Genomic DNA, 22439 nt, shown 5'->3' with positions numbered 1-22439 from the left:
ACTAATTTTACAGGGGCGCCATCGTGGGCGGTTCGAAGGTCGTCGAGAAGGCCGGCCTGACATCCAGCCTCCCAACTTGCTTCCGGCTACGCCTTGATGAAGGCAAGGATGTCGGGGTTCAGGACGTCCGGGTTCGTCGAAAGCATCCCGTGCGGATAGCCCTCGTACGTCTTCAGCGTCGCGTTTTTCAGAAGCTTGGCCGACAGCGGCCCGGCGTCGGCGTAGGGTACGACCTGGTCATCGGTGCCGTGCATGACGAGAACGGGAATCTCGATCTTCTTCAGGTCTTCGGTGAAGTCAGTCTCCGACCAGGCCTTGATACACTCGTAGTGCGCGTTTGCGGCGCCCATCATGCCCTGGTGCCACCAGTTGTTGATCAAACCTTGCGAGACTTTCGCATTGGGCCTGTTGAAGCCGTAGAACGGCCCGGTCGGCACGTCGATGTAGAACTGCGCCCTGTTGTCGGCGAGCGCCTTCCGGAGGCCGTCGAAGACTTCGATCGGCAGACCGCCGGGGTTCTTCTCCGATTTCACCATGACCGGAGGCACGGCAGCGACGATCACCGCCTTCTTGACGCGGCCGGGCTTGGCGCGGGCGACATAGTGGACAACCTCCCCGCCCCCGGTCGAATGACCGACGTGGACCGCGTTCTTGAGATCGAGCGCCTCGACCACCTCGGCGACGTCCGCTGCGTACGTATCCATCTCGTGCCCCGTGCGGCTGTGGGAAGAGCGGCCATGCCCGCGTCGGTCGTGTGCGATGACCCGGTAGCCCTGGGCGATGAAAAACAACATTTGATTGTCCCAGTCGTCGCTGCTGAGTGGCCAGCCATGGTGAAACATGATGACCTGCGCATCCTTCGGACCCCAGTCCTTGTAGAAGATCTCGGTTCCGTCCTTCACTTTCACAGTACCCATGAACTTGTGCTCCGTTGCTGGTGATGGTTTCTGTTTTGTGGCGGCTTCGGCAGCCGTCGCGGGCAGTGCAAGAGCGAGCGCGACTGCCGATCCGGCGATCACCGCTTCCCGTCTGGTGATTGAAACATCCGGCTTGAATGTCATGCGCTGAACCTCCGAATTGCGGGTGTCTATTTCCTCAAGCGGGCGCAGCTACGCCGACTGCGGTCTTGGCGAAAGGCACGAAGCCAGGGAGAGACTCGACCCGGCACAGCCATGACTGGACATTGGGATAGATGGTCAGATCGATCCCACCCTCGGGCGCCCGCGCCACGTAGCCGTACACGGCCAGATCAGCGAGCGTCGGCGAGGACGCCGCGAGCCAATTCCTTGTCTCAAGCTCGTCGTCCAAAACCTTCAGGAGCGCATAGGATCTCGACAGCACTTCGTCCGGGACAGGTTTCGGACCGGATATCCGTATTCTTCGTGCCGTAGCGACGCCGTATGCCACCTCGCCTGCTGCGACCGAGAGCCAGCGCTGAACTGCCGCCGCAACCATCGGATCCTCGGGCAGCCAGTCGTGCCGTCCGAGCTTCTTGGCCAGATAGATCAGGATCGCGTTCGAGTCCGCGAGAACGGTGTCGCCGTCCTTGAGAACTGGCACCTGGCCGAACCTGTTCATCTTCAGGAATTCGTTCGTCTTCTGCTCACCCCGGCGGATGTCCACCTCGACAAGTTCGAACGGCTCGTTGACGAGCGTGAGGAAGAGCCTGACCCGATGCGAGTGGCCGGATAGCGGATGGTAGTAGAGCTGCATTCCGGTCTCCAATATCGTTAGGCGCCGTTGTCGCCTCTTGATCTGGAGTATTCCGCTTTGGTGGGCCGCGGTCTTTCCTATTCGTCAGATGATTAGCGACAGCTCGAAATGCAGCCCGCCTCGGCTATCGTCCGTTGGGCGCTGTCGAAACGAGCCGCGTCCTGGCCTTTCACGCCGAGGGCTTCGAACATCTCCGCAAGGGGATGATAGGCAATCGCGGCCCTGTCTCCGGGAAGCTCCCTGATGAGCAGGCGCAGTGGTAGGTCGAGAGCCGTCAAGGGCGCGTCCGTCATCAAAGGGGTCCCGACTTTCGGGTTGCCGTAGATGAGAACGCGTGTCTCCGGCATCGACAGCCCGTTTTCGCGAGCGGCTTGCGCGTGATCGATTTCAGCGAAAATGGTCAACCCTGCTTTGCCGATGGCGATCTTTATCGCCTCCAACGCTTCATCGAAGTTATGCGTCGAACGATGTTCAATCGGCTTCATGAACGACCTCCTCTAGTCGGCATCGATCTCGTCGCCCTTGGATAGTCTGCCTTCCTGGGCCTTGTAGAAATACTGGGAGGCTACCAGCCAGCCTTTGAGCGGCCGAAGTGGTGGAATACAGGTCGCGAGCAGGAACGGTCCGGTGACGAAGATCTGCGTCCAGATCGACGCATTGTGCGCGACCTCGAGCCATACCGAGAGCAGCACCGTCGGAATGCAGGCAAAACAGATGACAAAGAAGGCCGGACCATCGGCGGGATCGGCGAAGGAGTAGTCGAGCCCACAGACCTCGCAGTTTGGACGAAGCGTCAGAAAGCCCTTGAACAGATGGCCTTTGCCGCATCGTGGACAAAGGCCACGAATGCCCGTCTGTATGGGCGGGAGCGGGGGATAGTTGTCGTTCGTGTTCGTATCGACCTGAGTGCGCTTGGACATCTGCCCTCCTAAATCAGGTTTCCTGCGGCGCTAGAAACCGTAATGGCTCAATCCCCAATGCCCGTCCGGGCGGCGGCCGAGCGGCCACTTGAAGGCGCGGTCCGTTTCCTTAATCGGATGCTCGTTGATGCTCGCATGACGGTACTTCATTAAACCGTCGGCGTCGAATTCCCAATTCTCGTTGCCATAGGCTCTGAACCAGGTGCCACTGTCGTCGTGGTGTTCGTAGGCAAAGCGGACCGCGACGCGATTTCCTGAGAAGGCCCAGAGTTCCTTGATCAGTCGATAATCAAGCTCCTTCGCCCACTTCCGAGCAAGGAATGCTTCTATCGCCGGACGACCGACCACGAACTCTGCGCGGTTCCGCCAGCGACTGTCGACCGTGTAGGCGAGCGCGACTTTCGCAGGATCCCGAGTGTTCCAGGCGTCCTCGGCAAGCCGGACCTTCTCGGTCGCGGACTGAAGGGTGAAGGGTGGCAGTGGTGGGCGGGTCATTTGTCGTCCCTATCCATGATTGGTGGCAGCCGCTTTCAATGCTGCGACTTGCGCTTCCAGTTCCCTGATGCGCGTATCCCTTGTCTCGATTGCCTTGAGCACCTCGTCTGCCTCAAACCGCAGCGGGATATGCTGCGGGCAATTCGCATCCCAGGCCGTCACCTTGAAGAGAATCACCTGTTCCGGCCTCGCTGCGTATCCTTCGGGCATCAACTTCTTGACCGTTTCCTCGTCACCTTCGACGACCTTGGCAGTACCCCAGATCTTCACCCGGGATCGACTGCCGTAGTCGATGAGAAAAAGATGTGCCTTGTCGTTCTCGACCAGGTTTCCCTGCGAGATGAACTGCCGATTTCCAACGAAGTCGACGAAGCCGATCGTCGTTTCGTCAATCACCCGAAGAAACCCCGGAGGGCCGCCACGATGCTGGATGTATGGCTGACCCTCGGAATTTACCGTGGCGAGAAACACGCTGATCTGCTTCTCGATGTAGTCTTTTAGGTCGGGTGTGATCGTGGTCGCCCACCCACCACGCTCTTCCATCCGCAAATACGAACGTCGAGACCCCTTGCGTTCCTGGATCGCCTTCACGCTTGTCGTGAAGGCTACGTCGCTCGAGACCTGATGCGCGATGTCCATAGTCACCCTCCTCCGGCAGCCCTCGGGCCAGAATGCCTTCAGACGCCTTCGTAGACAACACGCGTGAAGAGCGCCGGAGGTATCACCCACTGGCCGAACTTGGCGTCCCATTGCTTGGTCGGGTTGGCAGCGATGGTTTCCTCGACGGAGCGGCCAGCCTTTTTAATTTTGGCCACCTCCTCTCTGGCACCGACGAGCATGTCGAGCCAGACCTTGATGTCTTCGCGGTTCGCGATGTCGCCGTGACCAGGGATAACGACGGTCTCCTTGTCGACCATCTTTATGTTCGCTTCTGCCGCGGCGATCTGGCCGTCGATGCTGCCGCCTGTCGAGGAGTCGATGAAGGGGTATAGCCCGGTCCAAAGCGTGTCACCGACATGGATCACGTTGTCCTCCTCGAAGAACACCGAAATGTCGCTGTCGGTGTGAGCAGGGCCGTAGTACCTGAGTTTGATCGTCTTGTTGTCGAGCTTCAGCGTTTCCTCGTTGCCCTTCATCAGGCGGGTCGGCAGCGCGCCCTTCGGGGACGGTGGGAAGTCGAAGTTCCAGTCATCGACGCGGGTGGCGGCTTCGAGATGCTTCAGGGTGTTCGGATGCGCCATAATGGCGGCACCTTCGGAGTTCAGCCATTCATTGCCGTCGGTATGGTCGAAGTGCCAGTGAGTGTCGATGAGATGAGTGATCGGCTCCGGACCGATATCCGCCAGAGCCTTTTCCAGACGCGGACGCGTGGCGGTTATTCCGGCGTCGACCAGCAGCTTGCCGTCCTTGCCAGTGACGGCGGCGACGTTGCCGCCCGAACCGACGAGTACGTTCACGCCGCCGCGAAGTTTTGTGGTCGCGATGTCGGCTTTGGCGGCGGCCTCGCGGATGATCAGGACCTGGCTCTTGGCGGCCGCGAAGGCCGCGCGGGGCGTCAGCCACGCGCCCGTGGCGGCAACCGTCGCGCCGCCAAGGCAGCAAAGGCAGAAACCGCGTCTTGATAAGGCATAGTCGTGTTTGGTCATTACCCGCTCCATTGGTTGACAGCGTGCCTGAAGAAGTGCCACCACGCTGGGAGGAAGCGTGGTGGCGGCCTCGATCCAAATTCGGCCGAGCTTCGATCGAGGAAAGCCGATCTGCACAATGCGGAGCTATTTTAGCTCGGTGCCAGATCCGCTTGAACCATTATGCTCAAGTCGATTGAGCAATACTCTTCCCCGGCAACGATCACGAGGTAGTTGTCGTGAAGCCGGGTGAGATCCCGTGAGATGTCCAGATCCGCTCGGGAAACCTAGACTAAGGTCGAGTCCGCATCGACCTTGGCCGTGTTCTAGCGACAAGAGTCGGATTGTTCACCATTGCCTGCGGGGCTAGGTTGCTCTCGCGATCACACATTGATGTCGATGCCTCCGCGGGCCGGGGAAGAGAACGAAGCCAACTTCGCGATCCCACACATGCGGCGACATCCGCAGCCGACTGGGGAGTCAGCCATGCAAGTTCCGTTCGCAAATTCGACAGACCGTCCGAAGTCTCGGGACGCACAGCCACCGCACCATGGGCCGCGCGAAACAGGCGACGACGCCATAAGCTTCGGCCGCTTCTGCGCCGTCCCCCACTCGAGACAGCTCCTCATGGACGGCCGACCCCGAGAGATCGGTGGACGCGCGTTCGATCTACTCATGGTCCTCCTGCGGCACAACGGTGGCATCGTGAGCAAGGAAGAGATCTTCGACGAGGTCTGGCCGTCGATGGTCGTCGAGGAGTGCAACCTCCGTTTCCAGATCGGCTCGCTTCGTAGGGCGCTGGGCGACCACGGGGATATGATCAAGACTATCGTTCGCCGCGGATACATGCTCGTTCGGGACGATACAGCGCCGCAAGGTGGCCTGGCCCCTTCCCTTGGCATCGCACCGCAGCCGACAATCGACATCGTAGAGAAGGTTGACAAGGACAAGCCGTACATAGTCCTGATCGACGACGACGATGGCGTCCGACGCGCAATAACCGGGCTCCTCCGGTCGGTCGGTCACTGCGTGGGATCATTTCCCTCGGTGAAGGCCTATGAGGAAAGCGACAGTGTACATCGCGCGGATTGTCTGATACTCGACGTCGGCCTCCCCGGACAGAGCGGCTTGGACTTCCAGACCGAACTCATGAAGTCGGGTCTCCGTCAGCGGATCGTCTTCATCAGCGGCAACGCGGACATTCCGATGTCGGTTCGCGCCATGAAGGCCGGCGCTGTCGAGTTCCTGACGAAACCAGTGCGGCATCAGGATCTGCTGTCTGCGGTGGATATGGCCATCAACGCCTGATCGCCGACCAGATTCCCTGGAGCTTCTCATGACCGATTTCGGCGCACCGAACCCGAGAGCAACGACGTTTGTTGGCGGCAACCAGGGCGGATGGATCGTCGTTTCGCAGCGCGCCCTCTTGGGACCACCATTAGCTGCGGTATCCCGAGTGGCCATGCTTTCAGGGAACGGCCCGGCGGAAGCATCCGACGCCGCCTGGATCCTTCGCGGGGTCGCCACCAACGACCGATACACTACACGTGACGAAAAGCGTTCGCTCGTGGAAAGGCAGGAGCCGATCGGCCGCCCGGAAGCGACAAGAGCCGCTCTCATCCTACTGCAAAAGTCCGCCGACTGGTGGGCAATGACACAGGACGAACGCCGCGCCGTTCTCGAGGAGCAGTCGCATCATATTGCGATAGGACTGCGCTTTCTGCCCGCGATCGCCCGGCGGCTGCTCCACTGCCGGGATCTGGAAATGGATGCACCCTTCGATTTTCTAGGCTTCCTCGACTTCGCTCCTGCCGACGAGCCCGCATTCGAAGACGTGCTGAGCGAACTTAGGGCGACGAAGGAATGGAGCTTTATGGAGCGCGAGATAGACATCCGCCTAGCCAAGGACACCGAGTGAGGTCCAACTCAGGCTCGCCTTCTCGTAGGCGCAGACCGCGCGTGACCGCGTTGGCCAAGCTGTTCATGCTATTGGACAAAGCCCCGATACCGAGGGCACCGCAGGGGATGACCTGCGGTGCGCTTTTTGCGCCGGACAGCCTCCTGCCCGCCCAACATCGTCTCACACCCCTTCCCGACATCTCACACTATCTCCGCGCCGCAAGATGTAGCGTCACCTCAATGAAACCAGTGCCATAGGGACATTCGGATCCCGGCGCTCATAGAGGTGACATCCATGAAGAAGTTCCTTTCAAGCACCGCAATGTTGGCAGCACTCCTGCTGAGCGGATCAGCGCTCGCCGCCTCCAAACCAACCGTCGTTCTCGTGCACGGCGCCTTCGCAGAGTCCGCGAGCTGGGACGGCGTGGCGACAAAACTCCTGAAGGACGGCTATCCAGTCGTCGCTATCGCCAACCCTCTGCGGGGTCTGAAATACGACTCCGATTACGTCAGCCAGGTGCTGAAGTCGATCAAAGGCCCAATCGTGCTCGTCGGTCACTCCTATGGTGGGTCGGTCATCAGCGACGTCTCGATCAAGGATACTGGGGTCAAGTCACTCGTCTTCGTGTCCGGCCTTGCTCCGGAGAACGGTGAGAGCGTCAGCGAGCTGGGCAAGAAGTTCTCCGGTAGCACGCTGGGCGGCACGCTTGCACCGCCTGTCCTTCAGCCGGATGGCAAGCACGACCTCTACATCGAGCAGAGCAAGTTCTGGAAACAGTTCGCGGCTGACGTGCCGAAGGACAAGGCAGCGCTGATGGGAGCCGAGCAGCGCCCGATCGCGGCAGAAGCCTTCGAAGAGCCATCGACCGAACCCGCGTGGAAGTCTCTGCCCTCGCACTTCATCTTCGGCTCCGAGGACAAAAACCTTCCTCCCGCACTGCATGCCTACATGGCCAAGCGCGCTAACGCGAAGGAAGCGGTGGAGGTCAAGGGGTCGTCCCACGTCGTGATGATCTCGCACCCCGACAAGGTCGCAGCGATGATCGAGCGCGCCGCCGAGGATTAGGCCTGGCGTCCCCGCAACACCGTTAACAACAGGAGCATGACATGCACCCCGATATCGCCATCAAGGTGAGCCTGGGCATGACAGGCGACGTCTTCGAAACCTTCGATGACTGCCTGCATGTGGAGCACTATCAAGTTGCTGACCCCAACATCTTCCTTGCGAAGCTCACCCGCGAGAATGGAAGCCGCGCGATCACCACTTCGCTCAGCGCTGGAGCTGGCACCTTCATCCTTGCAGACCGCGATTCCGAGCTTCGCCTCGAGCAGAAAGGATGCGTCCTCTATCAGGGCGTCTTGGTGGAAGACAGCATCGCATTCATCGAAGGCTCTGATCCGATTTCCGTGGAGCTGCAGTCGGATGCCTGCCTGTACGTCCTGACGTTCCTGCGCGAACGGCACTCCTGGCCTTGCCAGGTCATCGGCGGCCGCTTTAACATTCGTGACGAGCGTCTCTCAGAACTGATCGATGACGTGTCGGAAAGCTCGGCGGCGCGAAGAAGCGACCTTGCGCGCGAATTCTCGGCACGGGCATTCGAGCGCTATCAGTCCCTGCCCCGCGTGCATCCCCTGTCCACCTGGCGGCTGAACCGAGTGCGGCGCCATGCAGAAGCGAGGCTCGACCAGCGCCTGACCCTTGAAGAGCTGGCGGACGTCGCGGGCTTCTCGCGCGCGCACTTCGCCGCCACCTTCAAGGCGGCCACCTCGATGAGCGCACATGAATTCCTTCTGCGTCTTCGCATTCAGGAAGCCGCGAAGCTGCTGCTGGGAACTGATCTCCCACTTGTGGACATCGCCCTTCAATGCGGGTTCCAGAACCAGCCTCATTTTACGACGGTCTTCAAGAAGATGACCTCCGTCACCCCACGCAGATGGCGCAACGCTCGCCGCAGCCGTCCCACGTCGTCCGTCCGGGGGCTTCGTCGACGCAATGCCACGACCATCGATCTCCCGGTCATCGACCCCGATCGTCCATCCCACGAGCTGCACTAGCGGCACCCAGCCCTTTCTTGAGGAGTCCTGAGATGACACGCGTAACTCTGCATCCTTCCATCGAAGCGGCGCCCGAGGCTGCTCGCCCGAGACTCGAGGCGATCAAGAAGCAAATGGGCGGCGTCCCGAACGTCTTCCGCATGATGTCCAACAGTCCAGCGGTACTAGAGGCCTATGCGGGGCTCAACGGCGCGCTCGGCAAGGGCAAGCTGGACAAGAAGATCCGCGAGAGAATCGCGCTTGCTATCGCCCAGAAGAACGGGTGCGGCTATTGCCTCGCCGCTCACACCTACACCGGAACCCACGTGACCAAGCTCAGTATCGACGAGATCGCGGCAGCTCGGCGCGGCGGATCCTCGGATGCGCGAGCCGATGCTGCCGTGAAGTTCGCGGTCAAGGTCGCCGAGGAGCGTGGATCCGTGAGCGAAGACGAGCTGCATGCAATGAGAGCCGCTGGGTTCGATGACGAGGAGCTTCTCGAAATCGTTGCCCACGTCGCCGCAAACACCTTCACCAACTACATGAACGAGGTCTTCAAGACCGAGGTCGATTTCCCAAAGGTCGAGCACCACGCGGCCTGACAGAACCAGTCGGCAGGTGTCCGCCTCCCTGCCGACCGAGTGCCGTCGACGTCAATGGGGACCCGGTCGTCTCTCCTTCGGCACCTCCACGCGTCGGCTGCACCCATCCTATTGCGAACACTCTGACACTCGTTGCGGGAGCTGCCGCCGGGCTGCGCCGCCGATGAAGGACTGACAGGCGTCTTCACCACCTCTCGGAATCGAGCCCCGAATACTATTTGGAGATCGACCGCGACAAGGCGCGCTAGCTCGACGTCCCGACCTCCGGGCTCAGGCAGATCGCCAATTCCGGATGGACAGGGACGACATCCTCGCACTCAAGGTGAGGTCGGCAAAGGGTGCCCTCGTCCGGCTCGGAACCCTCATGGACATCCAGGATACGAGCGGGCCGACGCTCGTCCAGCGCTATAACATTTATGTCTCGGTACCGCTGCAGGGGAACCCGACGCCGGGCACCTCCACCGGAGCAGCGATCAAGAAGATGGAGGAGATCGTGGCCAAGGTGCTTCCTCCGGGCTGCACCTGAATGGACCGAACTTGCCTACCAGGAGACACACACGGGCAGCTCCGGGACCTTCATCTTCGCTTTGTCGGTGATCTTCGTATTCCTTGCGCTGTCCGCCCAATACGAGAGCTGGGTCCTTCCCCTCGCGATCATTCTGATCGTCCCTCTCGCCGTCCTGGCGGCCCTGATTGGTGTATTCCTTCGTGACATGGACAACAACGTCCTGACCCAGATCGGCCTCATCGGCCTTGCGGCAAAAAACGCAATCCTGTTCGTCGAGTTCGCCCGCCAGGCCGAAGAAGACTGGAAGTCCATCGTCGACGCGGCGGTCGAGGCCAGCCATCTCCGGCTGCTCCGGAGGCGTCCGTTGGTGCGCCCATCGCCAAAACTTCAAATCGTGAAACAAAGTGAGGGCTGACGCGCAGCCTTCACTTCTCCAGCGGATTGCCGAACAGGTCGGCCGGGACAGCCGCCGTGTCCGCATCCGAACTCTGTCGCTCTGATATGCGTCCGCCGAAGGTACGGACGCTTCCAGGCCTGCCCGTCCACAGGACGATCGGAATTTTTTCACCCGCTTTAATGTCGCGATGTGCCACGAAGTAGCCGCGGTGATCCGGTGCGTTCTCGTGTCCAGCCTTCTCGTTGTCGAAGATGCAGATCTCGCCGGGCTTTGGTTCGTAGGCCAATTTGTTTCCTTAGGCTGCCTCAATGAAGGATACGAGACTGGTGCTCTGAAGACACCTCAGGTTCGTCGGATTCGTCCGAGACGCCCTCAAAGCGTTCGGAAAGGCTCACGACGTAACTGATGCCCTGCTCTAGCAGAATCTCCGCGGCCCGAAGCATATCCGTAGAAGCTTCGATGCCGCACCCTCGCATCGAGCATGCGAGATAGGTCGCATTTCGGGCGGATTTCAGGTCACCTCGCTCGCCGGCATCCTCGGCGACGCTTTCCAGGGGCGTTCACCACGAGCATCAGCATGTCTGCTCTCTCACTGGGCGACATCTCGATCAATGTTCTTCCTGTCATGATAGCCATCCATTCGTGCGCGAGCAGGCGCGCGCGGACGCTGCTGGCGATCGTATTGGTTCTTTGGGAACAGTCTTGGACGTGTTCGTCCGTCGTCGTGACAGTTGGCGATCGAGGAAGAGACCTGCAAGGCCGCGATCCATGCCAAGATGACAACGGAGACCTGCGTGACTTGATCGTCTCGGGGAAATGCTAGCCGTCTGCGAAGCCGCGCGGCGGCCTGGCGCCTCAGCGCAGCCTCGATGTCCAGGGCGAGATTGGCTCGCCACATGTGGAGTTCATCTGGGGTCGGCTCGGGCGACAGAAGCGCGCCGTCCGGCAACTGAAGGGCCTCGACGGCGATGGGGTTGCGCACAACTGAACGTCCTGCTGCGACATGGCGATCTCTCGACGGTTCGACGTGCGGAAAGAGGCCCCCGCCGGGGAAAGAGCGGGGGTCTCTCATGAGGTGATCGCGGCTAAGCGAGGGGACGGCCTTGCAGTAGGGGAGCTGAACCGCTGCGATCGCCTTGGGAGCTATGAAGTTATTCAGTCTGCGTTCGGGACGGCGAACTCGATCGTCTCCGAGGTAATGACCCAATGCGTTGGATCCGCAAGCTCGATGAGGATCCTATGTCGGCCGGGCTTCAGCCCGACCACGATGAGCGTCTGGCCGTTCGCGTCGACGAAGTGCCATGGCAGGTCGTCGACCGTGATGTGCAGGGGCTTCCTTGGCGAGACGTCGAGGGCACCCACTCCAAATACCGGAACGATGGGAATGTTTTCTGTCCGGTACTGAATGAACACGCGCCCGTGTGACAGCGGCTCTGGCAGGGGGGCGTCGACGACAAGCCGCGGTTCCGCTTCATTCTCGCGAGCAACCGCGACGGGCCCTTGACCTCTCGGGCACTCAAAAGCTTCAGACTGGCGTCGGCCATGGTGGTCTCCGAAATCTCCGGACCTGCGGTCGCGACTTGTCAGTCCTGCGGCCCTTAAGTGGCTAGGAGATTGCGCCTGTGATTGCCCAGAGTCGAGCAAGATGCGGTGAGGCGCCGTTAGGAGGCGTTTGCCAGCGCCGTCCGAATCGCCTGCAGCAGTTCGCTCGGGCTGACAGGCTTCAGGAAGACCTTCATGGCACCCGAGCTTCGTGCGCGGTCGCCCGCCGCAACGTCGGTATGCGCGGTTATGAGGATGGAGGGAATGACCACGGACATCCCGGCAAGCCGATCCAGGAGATCGAGGCCCGAAATGCCTCCAAGCTGTATATCCGTCACCAGGCAAGTCGCCGTCTGCAATTCGTCGGAGTCGAGAAATTCCTCGGCAGAAGCAAACGACGCCGCGTTTATGCCCGATGCCCGCAGCAGTCCTCTCAAGGCATCTCGCACGGGTTCGTCGTCCTCGACACACACCACCAGCGAAGGCTTTGTCATTGCGATCATGGCTCAATCCTTGGCGTGGCCGAAAGGCTCGTTCAATTCCAGCAAGTCGTAGTGGCGCACCAGCTCCGGCAGCGTCAGCACATGCATCTTCTGCATCACGTTACCCCGATGGAGCTTCACTGTAGCCTCGGTAATGCCCAGGGCGGCCGAAATCTGCTTGTTCTTTTGACCCTCGACAACGCGGGCCAGCACTTCCTGTTCCCGCTTCGTCAGGGATTGGAAGTCGGCTCGTGCATTGCTAGCAGCCTGCTGCTTCAATGTGGTGCGGTTGTCCAGCTTCACCGCCTTGTTCACGGCGTCGAGAAGGTCCTGCTCGCGGACGGGCTTCGTCAGGAACTCAGCCGCTCCTGCCTTCATCGCCCGCACCGCGATCGGAACGTCGGCATGGCCGCTCATGAAGATAACGGGCCTTTGGAAGCCGCCTGCCCTGACCTCCTCGAAGAACTCGATACCGCTCTGGCCGGGAAGCCGGACGTCGAGGATCATGCATCCCACGCTCGTCAGCTTTCCCTTGGCCATGAAGTCGGCGGCCGAGGAGAATGCCGTCACGTTGAACTTCATAGAGCGCAGCAGGCCGACCAGCGACTCCCGTACACCGATGTCGTCCTCGATCACCACGATATGGCAGGCGCCGTCGTCGCGTGGCTTCTGATTCATCTGCTTTCCCCCGCAAACGGTATCGAGAATTCGAACACGGCGCCGCCGCCTGCTCTAGGCCGGGCAGACAGCGTGCCGCTGTGGGCACTGATGATCGACTTGGAAATGGCCAGGCCCATCCCAGTGCCCTGTTGCTTGGTGGAGAAGAATGCTTCGAAGATCCGTTCCGACGCAATGGGGTCGATCCCCTCTCCCGTGTCCTCGACCCTCACCACGACAGATCGCGAACCGTCCTCTTCGGCGGTGAGGTCGATCCTTCGCGCGCCGTCGTTGGCTCCGATGGCCTCGGCAGCATTCAGCATGAGGTTGAGAAGCACCTGCTGGAGCTGAACCTTGTCGCCGCGTATCGCCGGAATACCAGTAGAAACGGAGACGAAAACATCGATCTGGCGGATCCTGAATTCGGTGCGGAGCATCGTCAGCACATGGGAGATCACTTCCCCGATATCGACCACGCCCATGGATGGCCGTGAGTTCCGGGCCATGCTCCTGACGTTCAGCAGCACGTCGCCCGCTCTCTTTCCTTCCTCGACAAGGCGCTTGGCCGCAAGCTTGGCTTCCGCAACGTCGGGAACATCGCGGTCGAGCCAACTCAGACAAGTCGCGGCGTTCGTGACGATTGCCATCAGTGGCTGGTTCATTTCGTGAGCGATCGAGACGGTCACCGCCCCCATCGCCGTAAGCCTGTTCATCCGGACAATGTCTGCCTGCGCCTTCTGGAGCGCCTCCTCGCTCCTTACCCGTTCCGTGATGTCGATGATGGCGCCGAACACTTCCGGTTCCTCCTCCGGGTTCGTCTCTACGCGTGTAACGCAGTGGACGTACCGGATCGATCCGTCGGGCAACTGGAGCCGATGCTCGATCTCCCATGGCTGGCGGTCGCGTAGGCCCTTGTCAAAGACAGCGGCGACCATTTCGCGGTCACTCGGATGCACTCGCTCTCTGATCACCTTCGAACTCAGCGCCATCGACGTATCGAAACCGTAGATGTTGTAGGTCTCCTCAGACCAGACGACCTCTCCCTTAGACGGCTTGATCCGGTAGCTGCCGACGTGGCTGAGCTTCTGGGCTTCTGCGAGCGATGCCTGCGCGCGCTGCGCGTCCTCCAAGGAACTTCGTATCCTCTCCTCAGCAAGGCGGGTCTCGGTCACGTCCACGATCGTGCCGATGTATGCGCGAGGAGACTGAACCTCGTCGAGGATGAGCCGCCCACGAGCATGTATGTATTTTACGGTACCATCCGGAAGGAGGAACCGATGTTCGACGTTCAGCTCCTCGCCCTGCAAGGCCCGTTGATGGGCTTCAGCGACCATCTGCCTATCGTCCGGATGGACGCGGGAACTTAGTGTTTCGAAGGTAATTTCGTTGGCATCGAGACCTACGATGCTGGCGCACTCGGGCGAACATGTGAACACGTCCGTCGCCATGTCCCAGGACCAGGTGCCCGTCTCGATGATACGCTGGGCGACTGCCATCACCAGCTGGCTCTGTGCCAGCTCGAACTCTATGCGCTTGAGCTCGTCAATATCGGTATTGACCCCGTACCATCTAATGACGTTGCCATCGTCATCCAGCAGAGGAACAGCACGCAGAACGAACCAGCGTGCCTCGCCGTCATGCCGGAGCATTCGAGCCTCGACGCCTCCTGGCTTGCCCGAGGTGCACAGATCCGTCCAGACCTTGATGACCTTGTCGACATCGTCAGGGTGAAATGCGGAGACGAAGCCGAAGCCGACTGCAGTCTCGCGGGTGAGCCCCGTGTATTCGAACCACTGCTTGTTGCCGTCCTCAAATCCTCCGTCCGCCGCCCCGATCCAGGCAAGGGCTGGTATCATGTCCCACCCTAGTCTGGGGTCGTCTGCCGCCCTGACCGCTGTAGGGGCGGTGTCAATCTGGCCATGGAAATTGTTGGCGATTGCCGCGGCCGAGAATGCCGTCGCAAGCCACTCGAGATCTTCGACCTGTGCAGGGGCCGCGCCGTCGGGCATTTCGAGATAGATCGCACCGTCATTCGGTTTCGGCAGAGCGACCGGGAGGCAGACGATCGAGTGCCTGTTCCTGCCCCGCCCCGTCGAGACAACCTCGCGCACCGTCGCTTCGTCGATGTCGAACGCTCCAAGTCTCCCGGATGACAACGCTACCGAAGAAGTGTCTGCCATTGCAGCCACCGTGAGCTCGTTGCCCCGCCCTACGATGAGGAATCCGCGCCTTGCGCCGGACATCGCGACGGCAGCGCGCATGAATGGGCCGACGTCGTGGGCGTCCGACCTGCGTGCCTCCACCGCTCCCGAGCCCTCGTCCATCAGCGACAAAGCTCCTTGTCTCTTCCGACGAGCCACTCCGCCAAGTTGCTGTAACGTGGGGTACCTGAATCAGGCATTCGGAATCCCGGCGTTTGCAGAGATCCTCGGTACCCGAGGGTCGAGGATACGTTTTGCGAACTGTCCGAACACCGCGCCAAGGCCTCCCCAGACGATAAGCTGGAGAATTGCCGACTGCGCCCGGAATGTAAATAGAAGGTCGTCAGGGAAGCCGCTTGGCACTTCCTGAACATCCGGGAGGGCAGACACGAGGATCATCGCCATCGATGCGAAGGCCACCGCTGCGACTGGCACCGAGAACATCCCGCCGTGACTGCGCCGGATGCGGACGCCGATCCAGAAGGAAAGGGCCATCGAAACAAGGGATAGCAGGATTAGCAGGAAGTAGAGTTCTGTGCGACTGCCGATCGTCTCTGCGCTACCGATGCCAGGAGGATTGGCGGGATATTTCAGCTGCGGGACGAGAACAAGCGAGACATATCCCAATGATGCCAGCGTCCACACAGTCGAGCGTGGCCCGAGGCCGAGCCGGCCGTGCAGGCATCCGAGGCCGATTGCCAGAATGCCGCCGAGCGCGACGCTGTAGCTTGCGATCCCCGTCAGGAGACCGAGATTGCGCTGAGTGGCCCGGCTGACGGTTTCCTCTTCCGCATGGCTGTGATTGGCAGCGCTCCGTTCTTCGAGAACGATGGCCCGTTCGACAGTCGGTTCGGAAAACGCCCGCGCGAAGCCGAAGGACAGGAGCGCCACGATCAGGCCGGACAGCATTCCTGCGAGGAGAAGTCGCTGAAGCATAGTGGCATCCTCAGTGACAGGGAAAGCCGAGGAGGTGACGGCCGTCGTGCACGAACTCGTGGACGGCGTTCCCCTGGACGAGTGACGTTGCGCCCTGCTCGGCCCCGACGAAATAAAGGGTCATGAGCGAGAGAAGCCCGACGAAGAGGACCCATGGAAGCAATTCGCCTGCGGTTAGCGGCACGGCAGGCGCCGGGTAAGTGACGATGTGCGTCATGGCAAGTCTCCTGGATGATTTTGACGCTCACATCATGAGCAGGATCCCAAACGCGATCTTTCGTATTCGTTCGATGCCCGCCGCAAGTTCGAAAATCCGCCATCGCACGAATACGAAAGATCGAAGCCTGTCTGGTTCGTACCCTCTTCGGTAATGCAGGAGGTAGCGATGAACCCCATTCCCGGACAAAGGAAGATAGAAGGCGTTGTCCCCGCCCCCGCCGACTTGCCCCGGCTCCGCGTTGGACAGCGCGTCCGCGTCGGTAACCTGACTCCAGTCGGTCACTACCGCGTCCCCACGTACCTTCGTGGCAAGGAAGCCGTGATCGAGGCGATCATGTCTCCGAGGGCCGTCAACAACGAGGAGGAAGGGTTCGGACGGAACGCCGGATCGCTTGGCGTGTACTACAGGATCGCCGTCCCGATGACCGAAATCTGGAAGGACTACGCCGGATCGCCCGGCGACAATCTCCGCATCGAAGTCTTCGAAACCTGGCTGGAGGAACTCGACGATGACCGTCCATGAAGAACATGACCACGATCATGGCACCGAGCACGGGCACCCGCACGCGCCGATCGAAACAACCGAGAAGCCGGGCTACTACGATATCATGGAGCAAGCATTCCAAGAACTGATGATCGAGAAGGGCTACATCGGCGCCGACGAGATTAGACACCAGATCGAGGTTCTGGACTCCCGGCACCCTGCTTTGGGCGCCAAGGTCGTCGCTCGCGCGTGGACGGACCAGGACTTCAAATCACGCCTGCTCGAGAACGGCCGCACCGCTTGCGAGGAACTCGGCATCACCTTCTATGATCTGACGGAACTCATCGTTCTCGAGAACACACCGAAGGTCCACAATCTCATCGTCTGCACCCTCTGTTCCTGCTACCCGCGCCCAGTCCTCGGGCTGCCACCCGACTGGTACAAAGCGAAGCCCTACCGTGCCCGCGCGGTCTACGAGCCGAGAAAGGTACTGGCGGAGTTTGGGACGATCATCCCCGACGACGTGGAGGTCAGAGTGAGCGACTCTACGGCGATCCAACGCTACCTCGTGCTTCCGATGCGCCCTCCTGGAACTGAGGGATACAGCGAAGAGCAACTCGCCGCGCTCGTCACTCGTGATGCGATGATCGGCGTGATACCCGTCAATTCTCCAACCGAAGGAAGAGCGGCATGACCGGAAGCGAACAACTTCTCAAGCGACTGCCGAACGACATCGGCGGGCTGGAAGCACCTAAGATCGAGCAGACCGATCACGAACTCCTCCCCTGGGAGAAACGGTGCCACGCGCTCGCCGACGTGCTCGATTTCCACAAGATCATCAACACCGAGGAGAAGCGCCGCGGCGTCGAAGCCCTAGGGTCGGAGATGGTCGGCAAGCTCACTTACTATGAGCGCTGGATCGCGGCCTTCGCCAACATCGCGTTTCAGAAGCGTCTGATAACGCCCGAGGAACTGGCCAGGCAGATGTCGGCCGTGGAGGATCGATGGAGGGCTCACTCCTGAAACTCGTGCCCCCGCGCGCATCCCGCTGCTTCGTCGAGGACGACGCCAGCGCGCCGCTGGTCAGACGGTCGCTCGCCGAAGCCGTTGGCACGATGTTGCTGATGGTCGCCCTGCTGGGCGCCGGGATCGGCGGAAAAGCTGCGCCGATTTCGTCGGCCATGGCTATATCCGGCACGTTGATCGGACTGATCCTGGCTCTTGGCTCGGTGTCGGGCGGCCACTTCAACCCGGTCATAACCGTTCTTCAGTGGCGCGCGGGACAGCGCGGTCTCGAGTGCACGACCTGGTACGTGGCCGCACAGATCCTTGGAGGAACAGCAGGCGCCGTCTTGGTCGATCTCATGTTCGCGGTCCCACCAAGCCCACCGACTGGGGAGCTTCCGAATGCCGCCGCTGTCGTAAGCGAGGCACTGTCGACATTCGGGCTGATGATGGTCGTGTTCTGCAGCAGCCGTAGCACCAACAAGATGACCGGGCCTTTCGCAGTCGGCCTCTGGCTACTGGGCGCGATCATCGCCACACCGACCGGATCCATCGCCAACCCCGCCGTCGCCATCAGCCTGCTCTTGTCGCCGTCGAGCGCTTCGGTGACGGCAGTAGCCCTCTTCATTGCGGTGCAGTTTGCTGGCGGCGCATTGGCGTTGCGATGTGTCGACTTGCTCTATCCGTCCGCCGGACACTGATCGGCGCCCAGCAAGATCCCGAAGGAGAATGTGATGTCGAAAACGAAGCTAGCGGTCTCAGCACTTGTCATCCTCGGCACCTCTGCTGCTGCGACCAGCGGCCTGACAGGCGACGCCTCGCCGATCTACGGAGTGAAGATTCCCAAAGAATATAGGGAATGGCGGCTGATCACAGTCGCGCACGAAGCTGGCAAGAACAACGACATCCGAGCGGTCCTCGGCAACGACATCGCGATCAAGGCATTTCGAGAAGGAACGAGGCCGTTTCCGGATGGCGCCATCATCGCGAGGCTCGCCTACGTCTACCAATCGTCTCCGGAGAACGACAAGGTCTTCCCGGCGCCGCAATCCTTCGTCGCCGGCGACCCGACCAATGTGCAGTTCTCGGTGAAGGATTCGAAGACATACGCCGACACGGGTGGCTGGGGCTACGGTCAGTTCGAGAATGGCGTCGCTAACCCAAGCGAACCGCTGATCAAGAGCTGCTTTGCCTGCCACGTGAAGCTCGACGCATCGAAAGACTTCGTGTTCAGCCACTATTCGCCGTGAGGCCATCATGCCGAGCTAAGGAGGTTGCCGTGAGAACGAAGTGCGTGATGACCCCTGCGGAGACGATGTCGGCGATCCGCGACATGTGGCAGTGCGGTCGCGTCGACGAGGCTGCCGCTCACTTCGCAGAGAACGGCGTGCTGCTGGTCGAGCCAGACAGGCAGGCAGTCGGTCGGGCCGCGATAGGTGACGGCTTCGCTGGACTCGCGCGGCGCCTTCGCTTCCTGGTGGTCGACGACAGCGTCGTGATCCAGCGGGGCAATATCGCCCTTCACCATGCGCGATGGACTGCCCGCTACATCATAGATGGCGCGCCCTCCACGGAAGAAGTCAGTACAACGACCGCGGACGTGCTCACTCTTCAGGCCGATGGCCGGTGGGTCGCCGTCGTCAACAATCCATGGGGAGGCGACGTCCTCGATGAGTAGGTTTCATTTCCACATTCGCGTCGCAGAAGTGATCGACCGAGATTACGAGGGCATCGAGATCCAGGCGAAGGATTGCGTAGCGGAAGCGATTGCGGTTGCCCGCCGTATTGTCGCCGAGGCAATCACCCTGGACGACTCCGTTGGCGACATGACGTTTGAGATTACGGACTGCAACGGCAAGCTGGTAGCGGAGCTGCCGTTTCGTTGCTGCGCGCGGCTGCAGTGAGGCGGGCCGATACCCCAACTTTGGCGTATTGTCCGGACTGAGAGTGAAACGTAGGCGGTCGGTCTCACATTGCGGAGACACCGATGATCGACAGTCGTACTGCGGCCCTCCAGGCCATTCTGTTCAATGCTCTGAGTAATTAGAGCAGGCTTCAAATCTCGTCCGCACTAGGAGCTAGCCGTGAGGGGCATCTGTTGCCGAAAGGAAAGGCTGCCTAGCTAGGCTGAAAACAGCCAACTGGATCCCTATATCGGCGATTCAACAATTTCTGAAAGGACATCGGTCATGACACTGAACGGAAGCCTGCTGGTTGCGGGGAAGGAAGAGCGCGGCTCGAACAGCGAGTTCCACGCAACTGAGGCAGCGACCGGGCAGGCACTTCCTGTGTCGTTCGGCGGCGCGTCACCCAATCAGGTTGACGCGGCCGCGATGCAAGCGTGGGAAGCCTTTGCATCGTACCGTGAGACCGATCTCGAAAGCAGAGCTGCTTTCCTTGAGAAGATTGCTGCCGAGATCGAGGCAATCGGCGACGAACTGATCGTCCGCGCCATGTCAGAAACCGGACTACCCCGCGGGAGGCTTGAGGGCGAGAGGAACCGCACTACTGGGCAGCTTCGATTGTTCGCACGGGAAGTCCGTGCCGGGCGCTTCCAGGAACTCCGCTTCGACGCTGCGGATCCTTCTCGAACGCCCGTTCCTAAGCCCGACCTGCGGCTTCGCAACATTCCGGTCGGACCTGTGGCAGTCTTCGGCGCGTCCAATTTCCCACTCGCTTTTTCCGTTGCTGGTGGGGACACTGCGTCGGCGCTCGCCGCTGGCTGCCCTGTCGTCGTCAAGGCGCACTCGGCCCATCCGGGCACATCGGAACTGGTGGGGCGCGCCGCCCAGCGGGCTGTCGCCGCCAGCGGTCTTCATCCCGGCACCTTTTCGCTGCTCTTCGACACAGGCTTCGAGGTCGGTCAGAGGCTCGTCGCCGATCACAGAATTCGCGCCGTGGGCTTTACCGGATCACGTCGCGGCGGCACGGCGTTGATGGACATCGCGTCGAAGCGGCGGCAGCCCATCCCGGTCTACGCCGAGATGAGTAGCATCAACCCTGTCATTCTGTTTCCGAACGCGCTCGCGAGGAACGTCGAGGGCGTCGCGAAAGCCTTCGTTTCCTCGTTGATCCTAGGCGCTGGACAGTTCTGCACCAACCCCGGTCTGCTCCTTGCTGTAGATGGTGAAGCTCTCGATGCCTTCATCGCGAAGACCACAGAACTTCTCCCGGCAGTCGCGCCGCAGGCAATGCTTACCCCATCGATCGCGCGGACGTTCTGCGAAGGAGTAGCACGGCTTCGGGCCCATCCGGAAGTGCGAGCCGTCGCATCGGGAAAGCCCGGCAGCGAGTTCGAGGGTGCGGCAGCACTGTTTGAGACGACATCGACAGCTTTTCTTGCTCACGAAGAGCTTCAGGACGAGGTATTCGGCGCCGCAGGCCTTATAGTTCGCTGCCCCGACCTTGCGCAGCTTGAGGCCGTCATCGATGCACTCGAAGGACAGCTGACGGTCGCGCTTTTCATCGACAACGACGACGAGGCCGACGCTGGTCGTCTCGTTCCAAAGCTTGAGATGCTCGCAGGCCGCCTGCTGGTCAACGGTTTCGGGACTGGAGTGGAGGTGTCTCCGGCGATGGTCCACGGCGGCCCCTACCCGGCCACCGCAGATGGCAGATCCACTTCCGTGGGCACGCTTGCTATCTACCGCTTCCTAAGGCCTGTCTGTTATCAAGATTTCCCGACCGGGATCCTGCCTGGTGCGCTCAGGGATCAAAAAATCTGAGGTAATCGAGCGACGCCGATCCGAACCTTCGAACCTCCTGCACGTTGAGGCGCAGGAGGAAATCCCCATGGGTTCTGAAAAGGAAGGTTCGAAGTCCGACGGTCGGGAAGTGGCACCCATCGGAGCGGCCCTGACGCCCGGTCTGATTCCGTTCTGGTCGCCGAAGTGGAAGGGGTTTGCGACAAATCGCCAGTCTGTCTGGGGGTCATGTCCCGCCCCGCCCGCGGCTCCGTGATTAACCGGATCATGGTCAGTAACCGCGCGCTATTTGCCAGGCGCTGTACGGAGCTCAGTCTAATAGCTTGCGAATGGCCATAATCCCCTTCGCGGTATCTGACCAAGATTGGCGCCATATTAGCAGGCAAACACCGAGCACAGTGGCCATCGCGAATGGAATTGGTCCAAGAAACCAGAACGCCGCAGCCACAGTGAAGTAATAGGAGCGGACGCCGACGCTGAACGATCGGAGTGCCGGGTTGAGGACCATCGTCAGCGCTTCCGTCCATGCCGCGATATCGCGCTCCTCCTGTCGCGATGGACTGGCGCCGATTGCGGCAAGACAGTAGTTGAGCTGCCGCACAGCCCAGATGAAATCGGACAGCCCACGCAGAAGCGTCGCGATGATCAGCAGGACTTTCGTCTGGAACAGCCATGCGGGATCCTTGGCCGCGAACATTGCGATGAGACCGTTGCCATTGCCATAGTTCGGCTCCATGAAGAGCGCGCCGCTGAGGCCGACGATGATGATCAGGTTCGCGGATCCGAAGAAGGACGCCGAGTTGATCGTGTGCCCCAGGATGGCGGCGTCGCCGATGAAGTTGTTGTCGCGGGTCAAGGTCTCCCGCATCCACGCAGATCGCACGCGGACCATGTCGACTGAAAGGCTGTCGTTGGGCCGCGGCCAGCCCAATGCCATCAACGGCTCGATTGCAATCCAGACCAATATGAAAAAGGCGATCGCAGCTATATTGAGCGCGTCCATGAGGTTCCCCGGC

At 60.8% G+C, this 22439-nt stretch carries 29 protein-coding genes and 1 pseudogene; 14 read left to right on the top strand and 16 right to left on the bottom strand.

Annotated elements, in window-relative coordinates; all coding sequences use genetic code 11:
• Positions 1–86 precede the first annotated feature (86 nt).
• The 7 genes from FHT77_RS29205 to FHT77_RS29175 all read right to left on the bottom strand — a co-directional run bounded on the left by FHT77_RS29205 (position 87) and on the right by FHT77_RS29175 (position 4774).
• Positions 87–917 (bottom strand): alpha/beta fold hydrolase, encoded by an 831-nt coding sequence (locus FHT77_RS29205; protein ID WP_183758951.1) that lies wholly within the window; start codon positions 915–917, stop codon positions 87–89.
• Positions 918–1095: 178 nt separating this feature from the next.
• Positions 1096–1713, bottom strand: a complete 618-nt coding sequence (locus tag FHT77_RS29200; protein ID WP_183758911.1) for a glutathione S-transferase family protein — start codon at positions 1711–1713, stop codon at positions 1096–1098.
• Positions 1714–1805: 92 nt separating this feature from the next.
• Entirely contained in the window at positions 1806–2198 is a 393-nt protein-coding gene (locus FHT77_RS29195) for a DUF302 domain-containing protein (protein ID WP_183758909.1), read from the bottom strand.
• A gap of 12 nt (positions 2199–2210) precedes the next feature.
• Positions 2211–2633: a DUF983 domain-containing protein gene (locus FHT77_RS29190; protein WP_183758907.1), complete on the bottom strand. Its 423-nt coding sequence runs from the start codon at positions 2631–2633 to the stop codon at positions 2211–2213.
• Positions 2634–2663: 30 nt separating this feature from the next.
• On the bottom strand, positions 2664–3128 hold the full coding sequence (locus FHT77_RS29185; RefSeq protein ID WP_183758905.1) for a DUF1348 family protein: 465 nt from the start codon (positions 3126–3128) through the stop codon (positions 2664–2666).
• A 9-nt stretch (positions 3129–3137) separates the two neighbouring features.
• Positions 3138–3767, bottom strand: a complete 630-nt coding sequence (locus tag FHT77_RS29180; protein WP_183758903.1) for a pyridoxamine 5'-phosphate oxidase family protein — start codon at positions 3765–3767, stop codon at positions 3138–3140.
• Between the two features lie 38 nt (positions 3768–3805).
• Positions 3806–4774 carry an MBL fold metallo-hydrolase gene (locus FHT77_RS29175; RefSeq protein ID WP_183758901.1) on the bottom strand — a complete coding sequence of 323 codons (969 nt, stop codon included), beginning with the start codon at positions 4772–4774 and terminating at the stop codon, positions 3806–3808.
• A gap of 606 nt (positions 4775–5380) precedes the next feature.
• Here FHT77_RS29175 and FHT77_RS29170 point away from each other — a divergent pair.
• From FHT77_RS29170 to FHT77_RS29145, 6 genes and pseudogenes are all read left to right on the top strand, one after another.
• Entirely contained in the window at positions 5381–6061 is a 681-nt protein-coding gene (locus tag FHT77_RS29170; RefSeq protein WP_246720217.1) for a response regulator, read from the top strand.
• 28 nt (positions 6062–6089) lie between these two features.
• Positions 6090–6671 (top strand): chlorite dismutase family protein, encoded by a 582-nt coding sequence (locus FHT77_RS29165; protein WP_183758897.1) that lies wholly within the window; start codon positions 6090–6092, stop codon positions 6669–6671.
• Positions 6672–6947: 276 nt separating this feature from the next.
• Positions 6948–7718, top strand: coding sequence for an alpha/beta fold hydrolase (locus FHT77_RS29160; RefSeq protein WP_183758894.1), 771 nt, complete (start codon positions 6948–6950; stop codon positions 7716–7718).
• A gap of 41 nt (positions 7719–7759) precedes the next feature.
• Positions 7760–8707 carry a helix-turn-helix domain-containing protein gene (locus FHT77_RS29155; RefSeq protein WP_183758892.1) on the top strand — a complete coding sequence of 316 codons (948 nt, stop codon included), beginning with the start codon at positions 7760–7762 and terminating at the stop codon, positions 8705–8707.
• Positions 8708–8739: 32 nt separating this feature from the next.
• Positions 8740–9288 carry a carboxymuconolactone decarboxylase family protein gene (locus FHT77_RS29150; protein ID WP_183758890.1) on the top strand — a complete coding sequence of 183 codons (549 nt, stop codon included), beginning with the start codon at positions 8740–8742 and terminating at the stop codon, positions 9286–9288.
• 262 nt (positions 9289–9550) lie between these two features.
• Positions 9551–10166 (top strand): annotated as a pseudogene (locus FHT77_RS29145) (efflux RND transporter permease subunit); the annotation flags it as partial.
• A gap of 55 nt (positions 10167–10221) precedes the next feature.
• Here FHT77_RS29145 and FHT77_RS29140 read toward each other — a convergent pair.
• The 8 genes from FHT77_RS29140 to FHT77_RS29105 all read right to left on the bottom strand — a co-directional run bounded on the left by FHT77_RS29140 (position 10222) and on the right by FHT77_RS29105 (position 16228).
• On the bottom strand, positions 10222–10479 hold the full coding sequence (locus tag FHT77_RS29140; RefSeq protein WP_183758888.1) for a hypothetical protein: 258 nt from the start codon (positions 10477–10479) through the stop codon (positions 10222–10224).
• A 303-nt stretch (positions 10480–10782) separates the two neighbouring features.
• The gene (locus tag FHT77_RS29135) at positions 10783–11175 is read right to left on the bottom strand and encodes a hypothetical protein (protein WP_183758886.1); all 393 of its coding nucleotides are present in this window, start codon (positions 11173–11175) and stop codon (positions 10783–10785) included.
• 173 nt (positions 11176–11348) lie between these two features.
• Positions 11349–11837, bottom strand: coding sequence for a DUF6130 family protein (locus FHT77_RS29130; protein WP_246712804.1), 489 nt, complete (start codon positions 11835–11837; stop codon positions 11349–11351).
• A gap of 17 nt (positions 11838–11854) precedes the next feature.
• Entirely contained in the window at positions 11855–12238 is a 384-nt protein-coding gene (locus tag FHT77_RS29125; protein WP_113163030.1) for a response regulator transcription factor, read from the bottom strand.
• A gap of 3 nt (positions 12239–12241) precedes the next feature.
• Positions 12242–12895: a response regulator transcription factor gene (locus tag FHT77_RS29120; protein WP_183758884.1), complete on the bottom strand. Its 654-nt coding sequence runs from the start codon at positions 12893–12895 to the stop codon at positions 12242–12244.
• Positions 12892–15198: a PAS domain-containing protein gene (locus tag FHT77_RS29115; RefSeq protein ID WP_183758882.1), complete on the bottom strand. Its 2307-nt coding sequence runs from the start codon at positions 15196–15198 to the stop codon at positions 12892–12894. The genes FHT77_RS29120 and FHT77_RS29115 overlap by 4 nt, the downstream gene beginning before the upstream one ends.
• Before the next feature lie 69 nt (positions 15199–15267).
• The gene (locus FHT77_RS29110) at positions 15268–16011 is read right to left on the bottom strand and encodes a CbtA family protein (protein ID WP_183758880.1); all 744 of its coding nucleotides are present in this window, start codon (positions 16009–16011) and stop codon (positions 15268–15270) included.
• A 10-nt stretch (positions 16012–16021) separates the two neighbouring features.
• Complete coding sequence (locus FHT77_RS29105; RefSeq protein WP_183758879.1) at positions 16022–16228, bottom strand: CbtB domain-containing protein; 207 nt, start codon at positions 16226–16228, stop codon at positions 16022–16024.
• A 168-nt stretch (positions 16229–16396) separates the two neighbouring features.
• Here FHT77_RS29105 and FHT77_RS29100 point away from each other — a divergent pair, with 168 nt between their 5' ends.
• From FHT77_RS29100 to FHT77_RS29065, 8 genes are all read left to right on the top strand, one after another.
• Entirely contained in the window at positions 16397–16753 is a 357-nt protein-coding gene (locus FHT77_RS29100) for an SH3-like domain-containing protein (RefSeq protein WP_183758877.1), read from the top strand.
• A complete protein-coding gene (gene nthA, locus FHT77_RS29095) occupies positions 16740–17408 on the top strand; it encodes a nitrile hydratase subunit alpha (protein ID WP_183758875.1) in 669 nt (222 codons plus the stop codon). Before FHT77_RS29100 ends, nthA begins: the two co-directional genes overlap by 14 nt.
• Positions 17405–17737, top strand: coding sequence for an SH3-like domain-containing protein (locus FHT77_RS29090; RefSeq protein ID WP_112643342.1), 333 nt, complete (start codon positions 17405–17407; stop codon positions 17735–17737). Before nthA ends, FHT77_RS29090 begins: the two co-directional genes overlap by 4 nt.
• A complete protein-coding gene (locus FHT77_RS29085; RefSeq protein WP_183758873.1) occupies positions 17719–18420 on the top strand; it encodes an aquaporin in 702 nt (233 codons plus the stop codon). The genes FHT77_RS29090 and FHT77_RS29085 overlap by 19 nt, the downstream gene beginning before the upstream one ends.
• 33 nt (positions 18421–18453) lie before the next feature.
• Positions 18454–18969: a cytochrome P460 family protein gene (locus FHT77_RS29080; protein ID WP_183758871.1), complete on the top strand. Its 516-nt coding sequence runs from the start codon at positions 18454–18456 to the stop codon at positions 18967–18969.
• Positions 18970–18998: 29 nt separating this feature from the next.
• Entirely contained in the window at positions 18999–19397 is a 399-nt protein-coding gene (locus FHT77_RS29075) for a nuclear transport factor 2 family protein (RefSeq protein WP_183758869.1), read from the top strand.
• Complete coding sequence (locus FHT77_RS29070) at positions 19390–19623, top strand: DUF6894 family protein (protein ID WP_183758867.1); 234 nt, start codon at positions 19390–19392, stop codon at positions 19621–19623. Before FHT77_RS29075 ends, FHT77_RS29070 begins: the two co-directional genes overlap by 8 nt.
• A 285-nt stretch (positions 19624–19908) precedes the next feature.
• Positions 19909–21444 (top strand): aldehyde dehydrogenase (NADP(+)), encoded by a 1536-nt coding sequence (locus FHT77_RS29065; RefSeq protein WP_183758865.1) that lies wholly within the window; start codon positions 19909–19911, stop codon positions 21442–21444.
• A 289-nt stretch (positions 21445–21733) separates the two neighbouring features.
• Here FHT77_RS29065 and FHT77_RS29060 read toward each other — a convergent pair whose 3' ends face one another.
• On the bottom strand, positions 21734–22426 hold the full coding sequence (locus FHT77_RS29060) for a DUF599 domain-containing protein (RefSeq protein WP_183758863.1): 693 nt from the start codon (positions 22424–22426) through the stop codon (positions 21734–21736).
• Positions 22427–22439: the final 13 nt, after the last annotated feature.

The sequence above is a fragment of the Rhizobium sp. BK181 genome (assembly GCF_014193305.1).
GTDB lineage: Bacteria > Pseudomonadota > Alphaproteobacteria > Rhizobiales > Rhizobiaceae > Rhizobium.
The sequence above is the reverse complement of the archived record's forward strand: the minus strand, read 5'-3'. Positions and strand labels throughout refer to the sequence as shown.

Excerpts from the sequence above, each read along its gene's own strand:
- FHT77_RS29205 (WP_183758951.1), bottom strand. The coding sequence starts at position 917 with ATGGGTACTGTGAAAGTGAAGGACGGAACCGAGATCTTCTACAAGGAC.
- FHT77_RS29200 (WP_183758911.1), bottom strand. The coding sequence starts at position 1,713 with ATGCAGCTCTACTACCATCCGCTATCCGGCCACTCGCATCGGGTCAGG.
- FHT77_RS29195 (WP_183758909.1), bottom strand. The coding sequence starts at position 2,198 with ATGAAGCCGATTGAACATCGTTCGACGCATAACTTCGATGAAGCGTTG.
- FHT77_RS29190 (WP_183758907.1), bottom strand. The coding sequence starts at position 2,633 with ATGTCCAAGCGCACTCAGGTCGATACGAACACGAACGACAACTATCCC.
- FHT77_RS29185 (WP_183758905.1), bottom strand. The coding sequence starts at position 3,128 with ATGACCCGCCCACCACTGCCACCCTTCACCCTTCAGTCCGCGACCGAG.
- FHT77_RS29180 (WP_183758903.1), bottom strand. The coding sequence starts at position 3,767 with ATGGACATCGCGCATCAGGTCTCGAGCGACGTAGCCTTCACGACAAGC.
- FHT77_RS29175 (WP_183758901.1), bottom strand. The coding sequence starts at position 4,774 with ATGACCAAACACGACTATGCCTTATCAAGACGCGGTTTCTGCCTTTGC.
- FHT77_RS29170 (WP_246720217.1), top strand. The coding sequence starts at position 5,381 with ATGGACGGCCGACCCCGAGAGATCGGTGGACGCGCGTTCGATCTACTC.
- FHT77_RS29165 (WP_183758897.1), top strand. The coding sequence starts at position 6,090 with ATGACCGATTTCGGCGCACCGAACCCGAGAGCAACGACGTTTGTTGGC.
- FHT77_RS29160 (WP_183758894.1), top strand. The coding sequence starts at position 6,948 with ATGAAGAAGTTCCTTTCAAGCACCGCAATGTTGGCAGCACTCCTGCTG.
- FHT77_RS29155 (WP_183758892.1), top strand. The coding sequence starts at position 7,760 with ATGCACCCCGATATCGCCATCAAGGTGAGCCTGGGCATGACAGGCGAC.
- FHT77_RS29150 (WP_183758890.1), top strand. The coding sequence starts at position 8,740 with ATGACACGCGTAACTCTGCATCCTTCCATCGAAGCGGCGCCCGAGGCT.
- FHT77_RS29125 (WP_113163030.1), bottom strand. The coding sequence starts at position 12,238 with ATGATCGCAATGACAAAGCCTTCGCTGGTGGTGTGTGTCGAGGACGAC.
- FHT77_RS29120 (WP_183758884.1), bottom strand. The coding sequence starts at position 12,895 with ATGAATCAGAAGCCACGCGACGACGGCGCCTGCCATATCGTGGTGATC.
- FHT77_RS29115 (WP_183758882.1), bottom strand. The coding sequence starts at position 15,198 with ATGGACGAGGGCTCGGGAGCGGTGGAGGCACGCAGGTCGGACGCCCAC.
- FHT77_RS29110 (WP_183758880.1), bottom strand. The coding sequence starts at position 16,011 with ATGCTTCAGCGACTTCTCCTCGCAGGAATGCTGTCCGGCCTGATCGTG.
- FHT77_RS29105 (WP_183758879.1), bottom strand. The coding sequence starts at position 16,228 with ATGACGCACATCGTCACTTACCCGGCGCCTGCCGTGCCGCTAACCGCA.
- FHT77_RS29100 (WP_183758877.1), top strand. The coding sequence starts at position 16,397 with ATGAACCCCATTCCCGGACAAAGGAAGATAGAAGGCGTTGTCCCCGCC.
- nthA (WP_183758875.1), top strand. The coding sequence starts at position 16,740 with ATGACCGTCCATGAAGAACATGACCACGATCATGGCACCGAGCACGGG.
- FHT77_RS29090 (WP_112643342.1), top strand. The coding sequence starts at position 17,405 with ATGACCGGAAGCGAACAACTTCTCAAGCGACTGCCGAACGACATCGGC.
- FHT77_RS29085 (WP_183758873.1), top strand. The coding sequence starts at position 17,719 with ATGGAGGGCTCACTCCTGAAACTCGTGCCCCCGCGCGCATCCCGCTGC.
- FHT77_RS29080 (WP_183758871.1), top strand. The coding sequence starts at position 18,454 with ATGTCGAAAACGAAGCTAGCGGTCTCAGCACTTGTCATCCTCGGCACC.
- FHT77_RS29070 (WP_183758867.1), top strand. The coding sequence starts at position 19,390 with ATGAGTAGGTTTCATTTCCACATTCGCGTCGCAGAAGTGATCGACCGA.
- FHT77_RS29065 (WP_183758865.1), top strand. The coding sequence starts at position 19,909 with ATGACACTGAACGGAAGCCTGCTGGTTGCGGGGAAGGAAGAGCGCGGC.
- FHT77_RS29060 (WP_183758863.1), bottom strand. The coding sequence starts at position 22,426 with ATGGACGCGCTCAATATAGCTGCGATCGCCTTTTTCATATTGGTCTGG.